The following is a 13,792-nucleotide window of genomic DNA, read 5'->3' on the forward strand; positions in this document are numbered from 1 at the left end:
AAATTGGATGCATAAATAGGAGTATGAAATGCTAAATGGGTTCAAGGAAAATTTTATTGCGAATTTATAAAAAAGCTCGTAATAATCGAATTACGAGCTTTTTAAATTATGTTGGGTTTAAAACAAATTATTTTGTGTTGTTTATAAAGTCCGACTTCTTGGTTACGCTTGCCCTATAATTGGTCATTTACACAAGTAAACTCCCAATTATCGGACTTCACAAGCCTCGAATTCAAACTTTCTGAATAAACATATAAGTTCTAGGCTGCCTTTACTCTGCAGTCATTGTTTTAAATGTCATTTCATAAACACCAGTTTCAAGTTTGTGTTTCACTTCGCTAAAACACTTGATAGTATATTCAACATCTTCCAAAGTATGCACTGCTGTTGGAATTAATCGTAATAATATCATTCCTTTAGGAATAACTGGATAAGCAACAATAGAGCAGAAAATACCGTAATTCTCTCTTAAGTCAGCTGTGATTTGTGTGGCTTCAGGAACTCCACCTTTTAACATTACTGGAGTTACAGGAGATTCTGTATCACCTAAATCAAATCCTTTTTCTTTTAATCCTTTTTGTAAAGCATTCACGATAACCCAAAGTTTATCTTTGTGCTCTTGGCTTTCTTTAATCATATCTAATCGCTTAATAGCTCCAATAACCATTGGCATTGGAAGAGATTTGGCGAAAATCTGAGAACGCATATTATACTTTAAAAATTTGATCATTTTAGCATTACCAGCAACAAAACCACCAATTCCTGCCATAGATTTAGCGAAAGTACCAAAGTAAACATCAATCTCGTCTTGACATCCTAAATGCTCACCTGTTCCAGCTCCTGTTGCTCCCATAGTACCAAAACCATGTGCATCATCAACTAATAAACGGAATTGATATTTTTTCTTCAACTCAGCAATTTCTTTCAATTTACCAAGATCACCAGCCATACCGTAGACACCTTCGGTAATCACGAGGATTCCTCCCTTGTTTTTATCTGCTAATTTAGTGGCGCGTTGTAATTGCTTCTCTAAGTTCTCTATATTGTTGTGTGGATAAACAAATCTTTTACCCACTTGCATTCTCATACCATCTAAGATACAAGCATGAGCTTCGCTATCATAAACAATAACATCGTGGCGATCCACTAATGTATCGATGATAGAAACCATACCTTGGTATCCAAAATTTAATAAATAACCAGCTTCTTTATCTACGAAAGTAGCTAAATCTTGCTCTAATTTTTCATGATACTCCGTTTGCCCAGACATCATTCTAGCACCCATTGGGTAGGCCATTCCCCACTCAGCAGCGGCGTCGGCATCAGCTTTTCTAACTTCAGGATGGTTTCCCAATCCTAAATAGTTATTTAAAGACCAAACTAAAACATCTTTTCCTTGAAATTTCATTCTATTGGAAAGTTCACCCTCTAATTTGGGGAACATATAATATCCTTCGGCTTTTTGAGCATATTGACCCAAAGGGCCTAAGTTTACTTCAGTTTTATCAAATAAATCCATATTGTAGGCTGTTTTATTAAGGTTTGCAAATTTATAAAATAATATCAGATGAAGTAATAATTAACCTATAATAAGTGTTTTATGTAAAAGTATTATAAAGATCAAGATTTTACAGTATGTGCGCTTAAAGATTTTTATACTTTTGCCGACTAATTTTTTGAGCAAAAGAAAAGGTCCGTTTGAAAATGGTCTTGAATACTCAGATGACAAATGAAGAAGCCATGAAAAGAAATATTTTCTATTATTTACTACTTATAACTGTGATTTTTACTGCTTGTGGAACCCCAAAGCAAACTATCGATTATCAACAATTGGCCATGACTTCTTATGAAGGTGGAGCTTATCAACAATCCATAGATCAATGGAATACCTATATCCAAGAGCAAGAAACCAAAGTGCTAGAAGTAAATCCTAAGGCCTATGCTGAGATAGCCAAAGCACAATTTGCTATGGAGCAATATGAGAAAGCGGAGCAAAACTTTGATAAAGCTAGGCATAAAGAATATGCTGATGCCGACATGTATGTGATGATGGTTGAGCGATACAGAATGATTGATAATTTAAGCAAAGAGCTTACCGCTTTAGAATATTATAAAGACCACTTCGCGGATCAAAAAGACAGTACTCCAATGAGAAACCGTTTGTTTGAAACCTATATGGAAGCCGATAATTATGAGGCTGTCACTGAGACTTGGCAAAAAATGGATAATGAATCAAAATCTGAGGAGGTTTATGTTCAATTATATTTCGATTTAAATAAGGAATTGGAGCAGACAGAAAAATGCGATGAGTTGGCTGAGCAATTATTAGTTTTTAATGGGGAGAACGAAGAGGCTTTAATTTGGTTGGCCAAGAAATATTATAACAGAGCAGAGAATCGCTACCAAACTCAAATGGATAAATACAATAAGAATAGAAGCAACAAACAGTATAATATCCTTTTGAAGCAATTAGATATAGTAACTGCGGATTTCAAAAAATCCTTAAAGTATTTTGAGCCCCTTTGGAATATGGAAGACGGTAAAAAGTATGCCAGTTATATGGCCAATATCTATGGCCGCTTCGATGATAAAAAGAAATCTCAGTATTATAAGTCTTTTATTAAGTAATTCTTTTTCTCATCTTTTTAAATTCTATTTCATCTAATTGATTGTAAATCAGATTCATAGTTCGTTGAGTTTGTTTTCGTGGATAGATTGATGAATTTTTTTTATTTCTTCAGGCACCCTAGGCTCATTGATATACGACTTAACATATATAACCAATTAAATGTTTTGTCATGAAAAAAGCTATACTTCCTATTTTATTCGTTTTCTTATTCACAAATTTAGCAACCTCCCAAGGCTGTTTCCCCGATGGTATTACTTTTAGTAGTCAGGAACAGGTTGATCAGTTTCCAATAAATTATCCTGAGTGTAGCATTATTGAGGGAAGTTTAATTATTTCCGGTGATAATATTGTGAATTTGGATAGCTTGTATCAAATCACCGAAATTGAAGGTGACTTGCAGGTTAATAATTGTCATGAATTGACTAGTGTGTCAGGCTTGTCTAACATTGAATCGGTTTATGGAATCAATTTCTTTAATATAAAAAGATTGAAGGATATTGATTGTTTTGGTAAAATAACTAGTTTGCAAGGTGAGTTAGAGTTAATGTCAACGGATTCTATTCTAAATATTTCGTCTTTTCAAAATATAACTTCTATAGGTGGCGGATTTAGAGTGTCTGGAACAAAAATTTTAGAAGACCTTTCAGCTTTTCAAAATTTAGAAACAATTCAATCATCGTTTGTCTTTAGCAGTAACGATTTAATAAAAGAAGTTTCAGGGTTTAATCAAACTGATAGTTTGTTTTTAATATATATTGGAAGTAATAAGTCATTAAAAAAAGTTACAGGATTTCAAAATCTGAAAAATGCAGGACAGCAATTTTATATTCTTGTAAACGATAGTTTGCAGGAGGTTAATTTCCCTGGTTTAGTTAAAGCTGAGAATATGACGATTGAAAGCAATGAAAATTTGGAGTTTATTAAATTTGAAAGCTTAGAGGTCATTGAGAGACTGAAAATTAATGATAACAAGAGTCTACATACTCTGAATAGTATTCCAAACCTAGATTCTGTGAATTATATCCTTTTAGAGGATAATAAAAGGCTAAAAGATATTTCCGGTTTAGGTGGTACAGGATTACGAAAACTTCATAGTCTTACCATTAGGTATAACGATAGTTTAGAATCTTTTTCAGGTTTTGATAACTTGAAGAAAATTACCAACCTTACTATTAAAGATGGACGTATGCTTGCTGAATTCAGTGCTTTTCAAAATTTAGATAGTGTCACTGGTGATTTGGTACTTGATAAGCTTAAAAAAATAGAGAGCATAAATGCATTTCAAAAATTGAAATATGTTGGGGGTGAATTTAATATAAGTTTTGGAGCTCAATTAAAGAATTGTGCTAACTTTAGTTCATTGAATTATATTAAAGGTAATTTTACATTGTTGAGACTGGATTCAATATTTGACTTAAATGGTTTTGATCAGTTAAATGTAGTTGGTGGAACTGTAACTATACAAACCAATAATAGGCTTGAAAGCCTAGAAGGATTTAATAACCTAGAAAGTGTAGTTGGGGACTTTGTTGTGTTGAATAATCACGGTTTAGTTTCTCTTGATGATTTGGATTCCTTGAAAACATTGTCAGGTAGTTTATTGATTGAGAATTGTAGAAACCTGAAGGAAATTGCTAGTATTAAAAATTTAGAATATACAGGTGGAATTAGCCTGATAAGGTTAGATAGTTTAAAAACTATTTACGGTTTTCCCAAATTAAATACTCTTGATGGTTCTTTGTTCCTTAAAGATTTAGATAAACTCAAAGAGCTTTCTGGATTTAGCGATATTAATAAGATTAATAAGTCTTTAGGTATTTCAGGTTGCGATGGCTTAAAGGATTTTAATGGACTTGAGACTTTGAAGATGATTTCTCAGACTCTTACAGTTTATAATTGTGACTCTATAAAGAACTTAATAGGCATGGAGAACCTAAGTAAAATAGGAAACCACTTGTATATTGCAAATAATGAACGATTAAGTAGCCTGCAAGGTATAAATAATGCAGACTTAGAATCTGTTGAAATAAAAAACAATCCATTACTTTCTATGTGCAGTGTGGAGAGTATTTGTCAATTTATAAGCACAGATTATATAAGATTTGAGAACAATTCTGAGGGTTGTAATACTGAAGAGGAAATAAACGAAATGTGTTATGACCAAGGATACTATTCTGATGATGTGTTTTCAATGATAAATGAACAGCCAAAATGGAATGTTTTGGATTTGAAAACTGAAATACCAAATATTGCTACAACTCAAAGTTATAATTATACAAATGATTTTGTTTTCTGCGGAAACAGATACTCCAAAATTAATTTCGAAGATATCAATAAAAGAGCATATATCAGAGCGAATCATGAAAAAGCATATTATCGAAATAGAGAAGATTGTAATGCAAAAGAATATTTACTTTATGATTACACGCTAGCTGTTGGTGATACTGCTTATGTGGGCTGGAATCAGTATGAATGGATTGCTAAGGATACAGCCGCATTTGCTGTGACAAAAGTGGAGGATATTGAAAAGTTTGATAGAATTCGGATAAGGGTAACTTTAGAGTACGCAGAGGCAGATGCTGCATATACAGGCCAGCTTCATTGGTTAGAGGGAGTGGGTTGTGAAGAGCATCCATTTTATCCTTTTGCACAAATGGATGATTATTTATTGCACAAATATGAATTGCTGTGTTTTGATAGTGCAGGATTCAAAAAGTATCAAAGTCCAAACTGGAGTGTCTGTGATACCAATTATACAAGTATTGATGATTTGCAAACTTCAGGATTCAGCATCTCACCGAATCCATTTGTAAATCAGATGAAAATTACTTCAGAAAATGAAGAAATACAAGGTATCCAACTCCTCTCTCTAACTGGCCAATTCATTCCAATTTCATGGAATAATAATGGAGGAATAGCAAGTGTTCGTATTCCTGAGGAGTCTCCAAATGGTATATATATCCTCCGGATTTTTACCGCAAATGGATATAGTAATATCAAAATGGTGAAATCCGATTATTCCTTGAAATAGCTTTTCTAAAAGCTGTTTTATAATTGAAATGGTTGACGTTTTTAAAGAATAAGTGATTTCCCCTATTGCTGAACTTATAATATCTGTATAATTTCGGAGGGTAAAACCAAATAGAATGAAATCACAAACTAAATCGAGGCAATGTAAGACCTGTCTTAATCATGATATGTTGAGCCATATAGTGATTGATGAAAGTGGCCTCTGCAATCAATGTCAAGAATATACGCCTTTTGTTCCCAAGCCTTCTAATGGGGTTTTAGATTTGTTCTCTAATATCAAAAAGAAAAATCATCGATATGATGCATTAGTTCCATTGAGTGGAGGAAAGGATAGTACTTATGTGTTATACTTGGCGCTAAAGAAGTATAAATTGAAAGTATTGACTTATACTTTGGATAATGGCTTCATGAGTGATATAGCCAAAGAGAATATTGAGAAAACTATAGCTAAAGCAGAGGTAGACCATGTTTGGTATAGGCATGATAAAGAGGTTTTAAGAAAAATGTACAGAACTTCTTTATTGGAATCTGGAGAAATATGTGGTGTTTGTGGTGTGGCAATAGAGCGAAGCATGCTTAAAGTTTCTGAAGATTATAAAATACCCATTATTCTACTGGGACATTCTCCCGCAGAACATACTTCATTTACCAAAGAAAACATATACGATCAAAAAAGATTGAGAACCATTTTAGCCCAAAGTCCAGAAATCAGTAAACAAGAGATCGACGAGTTTTTAATTTATCCAAGGATGAATTTTATCTCTGCCTTTGTCCAAACCAAATTGGGGAGGTTTGGTCGAAAGATTAATATATTGTATTACGAAGATCTGCCCTCGGATTTCGAAATTGGAGAGATTATCAAAAAAGAACTAAACTGGAGCGATTCTGAGGATTCTGATTATACTCGTCATTTCGATTGCATTGCTGAACCATTTAGCAATTTTATTCGAGATAAAAGATTTGGTTCTTCACGAAGACTTCCTCAAATTAATAATATGATCCGCAATCAGGAATTAACAAAAGCAGAGGCGGAAAAGATTATTGCAGAAGATAAGAAAACGGAGGAACCTGTTCATTATAAATGGATCATGGATTATTTAAATCTCGTGGATAAAGATTTAGAGTCCATTAATAATATTCCTATAGGGGTTTATAGCCAAAATATTTCAAGAGCCAATAAGGTTTTTGCCTTTGTCAGGGAAAAAGTAATGACTTAAAATATGGAAACAATCAAAACCTATCATCATTTATTCACTTTTAAAACAAAAAACTATGAAGAAAAATTTACTTTTATTATTAATGCTAGTGATGAGTATTGGTTTGTTTGCTCAGGATTGGGCGCCAATCAATAGCACTGAACGATTTTGTTATTCCTCTGATGATACTTTGGATATGATAAATAATGTACTCTGGGTGGAGACCTTTGAAGAAGTTGATGATGCTCAAGTTTATCACCTCAATAAAATTGCTATTCCTTTTGAGAATGGAGAAGGAAGTTTGTTTTTATACAATCAACCACAGTTTTTATTGGATGATGTTTGGGTATTTCCAGATGGAGATTGGGTTTTTCAAGATACTTTCTTTTTGCCCATTGAAGAGCTAGAAACTTATACGCTAAAGCCCAATGCTTCCCTAAATGATTCTTGGGATTTTGCAGGCAATATCACTGCCACCATTTCAGAAATAGGTATGATGGATTTATTTGGACAAGAGGATTCAATAAAAACAATATTGGTTTCCAATGGATTGGGGATTATTTTATCAAAAAATCATGGAATTGTAAATTGGAATAACGAGTATCAGCTCATAGGTATCGAAGGACGAGACTTGGGCTTTCAGGTTCCGAATTTTGAGGATATGTATGCGGAGATCAGTGCTGGGGATGTGATTTGTTATCATATTAATAATTGGGCAGCTGACGATCAGACTTATGGCTGGATTTCGGATGTGAGGTATGATATTGAAAATGTTACGAGGTATGAAGATTCCATTGTATTTAATGCCTTTGTTAGAACAAATACAGATTGGTATTGGAAAAGTTCAAACCAAATATCTACTAAAGGTTATGAGGATATTGTAGTATATAGGAATCGATTTACAGATGCGTATCCCAATGATACATTGTTTATACAAGGAGGGCCTGATATGTATAATTATTCCGAAGGGATTGCTATCTCTAAGCTTTCAAATTTTAAGTGGGGAGGCCTTAAGAAGACTCAGTTTACTTATGAAGGAGATTGGCCATTTGCCAATTTGATGTATCATGATGAGGGTTTGTATAGTTTTGAACTTTACCCTGTTGGTGAATCTATGTTGATGGAGCATTCTGTTGAATATGGCTTCTTAGAATATGTAAACTTTGGTTTTGAATGGGGGGGAGAAAGAGAATTGGTCGGAGTTATTGATAATGGAGATACTTTAGGTTATATTCACCCATTAGATATTTTCACAGGACAAAAAGAATTATCAATAAATAATAATTCCCTAGTCTTCCCAAGCCCAGCCAAAGAATCCATAACAATCCAAAGCCAAGAAACAGGTGAGTACAATTATCAAGTATTCAATATTTCAGGGCAATTGGTTTTGGATAGGAAGCAAGAAAAAACTCTAGCCGATTTAGAGATTGATATTTCGGACTTGCATAATGGAGTTTATATTCTTCAAATAGCTATGAATAACCAAATCATTAGAAAGAAATTTATCAAACAAATGTAATTTCATTAAATTAGCGGGAAAAGCAGAATGAATCAACACCTACTTTCATTTATTCACTTTTTAAAATAAAAACTATGAAGAAAAATTTACTGTTAATTATCATGTTAATGATGACCATTGGTTTGTTTGCTCAAAATTGGGCACCAATAAATACCACTGAGCGATTTTGTTATTCAAATGATGGAGACTTAGAAATACTAGATAATGTACTTTGGGTGGACTCGACTAAACAGATGAGCGATCATGAAGTCTATTATTTCAATAAAATCGTAAGTCCATGCGATACTTGTTCGGAACCCAATTATATGCTTGCAAATCAGCCTCAGTTTCTTTTGGACCAAGCAAAAGTATACGAAAATGGAGAATGGGTTTTTGAAAGCTATAATCAACAATTTAAGTTACTCCCTAATGCTCAACTAAATGAAGAATGGATTTTTGATGAGGAAAGTTCTGTCACGGCTGTTGTCAGTTCATTAGATTTGATAAATGTAATTGGAGAGGAGGATTCTGTTAAAATCATATCATTATCAAATAATGAATCCTTTGTGTTAACGAAAAATCATGGAGTCCTTCAATTTAGTAATTATCAATTACTGGGTATCGAAGGGCGTGAATTGGGAGTCTTAGTGCCGAAGTTTGAAGATATGTTTAGTCAATTTGAGGTGGGTGACGTTTTGTGTTATTATACCTACAGTGCAGAAGCTTATAAAAATGTGGAATTCAAACATAATTATCTGAGGTATGAGGTAACCAATATTGAAAATCATATTGATTCTTTGATATTTGAAGCAGAGTTTTATAGAAAGTATACTGAATTTGAATACGGTAAATTTGATAAAATTACCTATGGTGATACTGTTTTGGTTTTTTATCCAAATGAATATACAGAATCTTATCCAAATGAACTACTAGAAATAGAATTTGAAGATTTATGCATATCCCAAATAGATTATCATAAGTGGGGAGGTTTAACAAAAACTAATACATCCATACTCTTGGATAATGGATTTGAATTAACCGACTATTTGCAAGATGACAATGTTCCAGAATTACTAATTCCTTACACTGGATTGGAATATACAAAATCGGAGTATTCAATTGATTTTGGTTTTATGGAAAGAGAAATTCATGGCTTTGAATGGGATTATAATAATGAAATCACAGGTTATCTGCATAATGGTGATACTTTGGGAGAGATTTTTCCAGTAGATATGTTCGTAGGCCATCAAGAATTATCCTTCAGTAATAAATTCCTAGTCTACCCAAGTCCAGCCAAAGAATCCATAAAAGTCCAAACCCAAGAAACAGGTGAGTTCAATTATAAAGTATTTAATATTTCTGGTCAACAGGTATTAAATGGGAAAGAAGAAAAATCCTCAGAAGATTTAGAAATTGATATTTCGAATTTGCAAAATGGAGTTTATATTTTGCAGTTTGAAATGGAGCAACAGTTAATTCAAAAGAAATTTGTAAAACAAAACTAATCCTTAAAAAACTCTAAAACTGTAATACATTACTTTCTCATTCGTTTCTTGCTTGGATAATCTCTTATTTTTGCACCAAAATTTAAACGAATGAGAAAGTTACTTTTTAGTATTGCCATTATATTTATCTCTTTAAGCTTAACATCTTGTATCGACCTAGTTGAGGAGGTTACCATTAATAAAGACCTCTCTGGAAAATATGAAATGTATCTTGAAACTAGTGGTTTTGGGGGTATGATGAGTCAGATGGGTGGAGTACCCGAGGTTCCACAGATTCAAGAGTTGGACGAGAAACTAAGACTTTTAAAAGCACAACCTGGTATTTCAAATATCAAAAAAGACCTCAATGCCAAACAGCTGAAGTTTAATATCAGCTTCGATTTTGCTGACGAGAAATCTCTAAACAATGCACTTTATGCCCTAGCCGAAATCAAACCTAATATGTTTCTAAAGAAGTTTATTAAGATAAAAAAGAATAGAGTAATTCGCCCCAACCTAAGTCCATATTTGGAGCGATTATTAGAAGAACAAGAACTCAGTGAACAGCTTCCTTCTGAGGATATGCTAAATTATGTCAACTATAAATTCATTGTGAATACCCCAAAAGAGGTGAGAAACACAAGTGGTAATAGAGCGATGGTTCAAAGTAATAAAACCACTGTAATTAGTAGTTATAGCTTTAGAGAACTATTAATTAACAAGGAAAATATTTATCTAAAAATAAAGATGTAGGGTTATTTCATATCTATACTTGTCGGTAACGAAACATGGCCTTGAACCAATTTCCATACACCATGGTCATCTTTAATAAAAACTCCGGTAAAACGAATGCCATCTAAGCTCATCGCTTTATCATTATAGATGAAATTATAATTCAATTCTTCAAAGAACCAAGCAGTACGGGCATCTCGGTCGAAAGAGATATTTTGGTCTGTGATAGATATTAGGGTTTCATTTAAGGAATTGAATTGTCCAGACATGGTTTTTTTAATGGTAGACCAGCCCATTAGTTTTTCATCATTCTCGGTACCAATTAATATAACATCCTCTTTAGGACACCATATTTGTTCTATCATTTCTATATCGCCACTTTCTGTACTGGTGGCATATAAATCTAGAAGTTCTGAAACCTTGGCTTTTTCTTTTTCAAAGTCAATTTCTTTTTTCTCAGGCTTTTTAACTACTTCTTGTTCGTCTTGGTTTTGGCAAGAAGTCATCATTAAAAGAGCATATGCAAATAGGAGTATAAATGATTTTTTCATAGGACAAGGTTTTAAAAATTATGGAAGCTTAAAGATACAAAAAATACCTTGCTTTAGCCAGATTACTATGAAATTCATAATAAAAATTCACTTCGACATTTTTTTGGTATTAACAACAGATAGTTAAATATGTATTTTATTCTATATTTTTCGCCTTATCTATTTATCTAATTTTGTATGCAATCACTCCGCACATGAAGAAAAACTATTCAGATCGAAAATTTATTATGATTGGTGTCATTTCCATAATAGGAATGATATTCTTGGCTCGCTTGTTCTATGTTCAAATCATTGAAGAAGAGTATGCGCTATCTGCTGATAGTAATGTGATTAGGAAGAATATTATATATCCTGCTCGGGGTATTATTTATGATAGAAATGAGAAAATCATGGTGGCCAATAATGCAGCCTACGATTTGATGGTGATTCCTCGTCAACTTAAAGATTTTGACACCACTCGTTTTTGTTCCTTATTACAAATTTCTAACGAAGAATTTATTCGTAGAATGGATAAGGCAAAAAAATACAGCCGCTATAAAGCTTCTTTATTCTTGGGGCAAATTCCCAAAGAAGAATTTTCCTATCTGCAGGAAACATTATATGATTTTTCTGGGTTTTATGTACAAGAAAGAACCTTGAGGAGGTATCCATATCGCTCTGGAGCCTTAAATTTAGGTGATATTGGTGAAGTTAATAGAAAAGATCTAGATAGGGATGCCTTTTATCGCTCAGGTGATTATATTGGAAAAAGTGGTATTGAGAAATTTTATGAGAAGGAATTGAGAGGAGAAAAAGGTGTCGAATATGTGATGGTTGATGTGATGAACAGAAAGAAAGGGAAATATAAGGAAGGACGTTTTGATACATTAGCTGTGAATGGTAAGAGTTTGTATACCAGCTTAGATGCAGAATTGCAATTATACGGAGAACTCCTCATGAAGAATAAGCTGGGCTCAATAGTTGCCATAGAGCCTGCCACCGGAGAGATTCTGAGCCTGGTTTCTAGCCCTTCATACGATCCATCTATTTTAGTAGGAAGAAATAGAGGTAAGAATTTTATTTTATTACTTCATGATACGCTAAAACCTTTGTATAATAGAGCTTTAATGGCAGCTTATCCTCCAGGATCTACCTTTAAAATGCTTAATGCACTCATAGCTTTGGATGAACATGTGGTGACTATAAACACAGAATTTAGTTGTCAAGGAACAGTATCTAAGCCTATTAAATGTTCTCATAATCATATTACTCCATTAGGGATGATATATGGTATTCAGCAGAGTTGTAATCCTTATTTTTGGAATACATTTAGAAATACATTAAACAACCCAAAGGCTGGAAGTGTGAAAAAAGGATTTGAGAATTGGTCGAGGAAAGTGAGAAGCTTTGGTTTGGGAACTAAATTTAATACAGATTTGATGTATGAAAAGTCTGGCATGGTTCCTTCGGTTGAGTATTATGATAAAGTTTATCGTGGCGTTTGGAATGCTTTGACGGTTCGTTCCTTGGCTATTGGTCAAGGGGAGTTATTGATTACACCTCTTCAATTGGCTAACTTAACGGCAGCAATCGCCAATAGAGGATTCTATTTTAGACCACATTTAGTTAAATCTATTGGGGAGCCTTCTAATATCATTAGTAAGTATAACGAGAAGCAAGAGGTGGAGATAAAAGCGGAGCATTTTGCTCCTATAGTTGAAGGGATGAGAAGAGTTGTTCAAGTAGGAGGAACAGCTAGAAGAGGAGCTATGGATAGTGTGACCGTTTGTGGTAAAACCGGAACCGTTCAAAATCCACATGGTGATGATCACAGTATATTTATCGCATTTGCACCAATGGACAATCCTCGGATTGCGATTGCTGTTGTGGTAGAAAATGCAGGCGATTTCGGAGGCACATGGGCCGCGCCTATCGCCAGCTTGATGATGGAAAAATACCTGAATGGGGTAGTCATCAGAAAAGAAAAAGAGAAGAGAATTTTGGAGGCGGATCTCATTACTCCTGACTAGTCAAGCTTTGATTAAGTTTGTTAGATAGAAGTATAGAGAGTTAAGAGAGATAGAATATGAGAGAAAAGAATAGCATATTAAAAAATGTAGATTGGTGGCTAGTAGGTTTGTACTTTGCTTTAGCCTTAATGGGATGGATGAGTGTATATGCTGCTGTTTATAATCCAGAGCATTCCTCTATTTTCGATATGGGAGAGCGCTACGGAAAACAAGCTTTATGGATTGGGACCTCAGTGATTCTCATCTTTATCATTCTCCTGATCGATATGAAATTCTTCACCAGTTTTGCTTATGTCATATATGGTGCCACTTTACTTTTGCTGGTTGCCGTTCTTGTGATGGGAAAGGAGGTTGCAGGATCCAAAAGTTGGATACAAGTGGGGAGTTTTGCTTTGCAACCTTCAGAGTTTGCCAAGTTTGCGACCAATTTGGCCTTAGCCAAATATTTAAGCAGCATTCAAATCAATTTAAAAGATGTGAAGCAAGTTATCCGATCTGGAGTCATTATTTTTGCACCTTCAGTATTTATATTTTTGCAGAATGATACTGGTAGTGCCTTAGTTTATTTCTCTTTTATCTTGGTTTTATATAGAGAAGGTTTCTCAGGAAATTTTCTTGTTTTTGGTTTTCTACTTGCGCTATTATTTATACTCACCTTACTCG

At 33.7% G+C, this 13,792-nt stretch carries 10 protein-coding genes; 8 read left to right on the forward strand and 2 right to left on the reverse strand.

Annotation, left to right across the window (positions count from 1 at the left end):
* Nucleotides 1-271: 271 nt before the first annotated feature.
* Nucleotides 272-1,519: an aminotransferase class I/II-fold pyridoxal phosphate-dependent enzyme gene (locus HNS38_RS05670; protein ID WP_172277288.1), complete on the reverse strand. Its 1,248-nt coding sequence runs from the start codon at nt 1,517-1,519 to the stop codon at nt 272-274.
* Nucleotides 1,520-1,740: 221 nt separating this feature from the next.
* Here HNS38_RS05670 and HNS38_RS05675 point away from each other — a divergent pair, with 221 nt between their 5' ends.
* From HNS38_RS05675 to HNS38_RS05700, 6 genes are all read left to right on the forward strand, one after another.
* Nucleotides 1,741-2,628 (forward strand): lipopolysaccharide assembly protein LapB, encoded by an 888-nt coding sequence (locus HNS38_RS05675; RefSeq protein WP_172277285.1) that lies wholly within the window; start codon nt 1,741-1,743, stop codon nt 2,626-2,628.
* 170 nt (nt 2,629-2,798) lie between these two features.
* Nucleotides 2,799-5,660 carry a T9SS type A sorting domain-containing protein gene (locus HNS38_RS05680; protein WP_172277282.1) on the forward strand — a complete coding sequence of 954 codons (2,862 nt, stop codon included), beginning with the start codon at nt 2,799-2,801 and terminating at the stop codon, nt 5,658-5,660.
* Nucleotides 5,661-5,775: 115 nt separating this feature from the next.
* A complete protein-coding gene (locus HNS38_RS05685; RefSeq protein WP_172277279.1) occupies nt 5,776-6,876 on the forward strand; it encodes a 7-cyano-7-deazaguanine synthase in 1,101 nt (366 codons plus the stop codon).
* 55 nt (nt 6,877-6,931) lie between these two features.
* Nucleotides 6,932-8,374 (forward strand): T9SS type A sorting domain-containing protein, encoded by a 1,443-nt coding sequence (locus HNS38_RS05690; RefSeq protein ID WP_172277277.1) that lies wholly within the window; start codon nt 6,932-6,934, stop codon nt 8,372-8,374.
* Nucleotides 8,375-8,448: 74 nt separating this feature from the next.
* Nucleotides 8,449-9,858 carry a T9SS type A sorting domain-containing protein gene (locus HNS38_RS05695; protein WP_172346133.1) on the forward strand — a complete coding sequence of 470 codons (1,410 nt, stop codon included), beginning with the start codon at nt 8,449-8,451 and terminating at the stop codon, nt 9,856-9,858.
* Nucleotides 9,859-9,948: 90 nt separating this feature from the next.
* Nucleotides 9,949-10,590, forward strand: coding sequence for a hypothetical protein (locus HNS38_RS05700; protein WP_172277272.1), 642 nt, complete (start codon nt 9,949-9,951; stop codon nt 10,588-10,590).
* A gap of 2 nt (nt 10,591-10,592) precedes the next feature.
* Here the strand turns inward: HNS38_RS05700 and HNS38_RS05705 are convergent, their stop codons facing one another.
* On the reverse strand, nt 10,593-11,120 hold the full coding sequence (locus tag HNS38_RS05705; RefSeq protein ID WP_172277269.1) for a nuclear transport factor 2 family protein: 528 nt from the start codon (nt 11,118-11,120) through the stop codon (nt 10,593-10,595).
* A gap of 227 nt (nt 11,121-11,347) precedes the next feature.
* Here HNS38_RS05705 and mrdA point away from each other — a divergent pair, with 227 nt between their 5' ends.
* The gene (gene mrdA / locus HNS38_RS05710; protein WP_371823812.1) at nt 11,348-13,129 is read left to right on the forward strand and encodes a penicillin-binding protein 2; all 1,782 of its coding nucleotides are present in this window, start codon (nt 11,348-11,350) and stop codon (nt 13,127-13,129) included.
* 56 nt (nt 13,130-13,185) lie between these two features.
* A partial coding sequence (rodA, locus tag HNS38_RS05715) for a rod shape-determining protein RodA (protein WP_172346135.1) occupies nt 13,186-13,792 on the forward strand: 607 nt, incomplete at its 3' end.

Origin of the sequence: Lentimicrobium sp. L6 (genome assembly GCF_013166655.1) — a bacterium.
GTDB lineage: Bacteria > Bacteroidota > Bacteroidia > Bacteroidales > UBA12170 > UBA12170.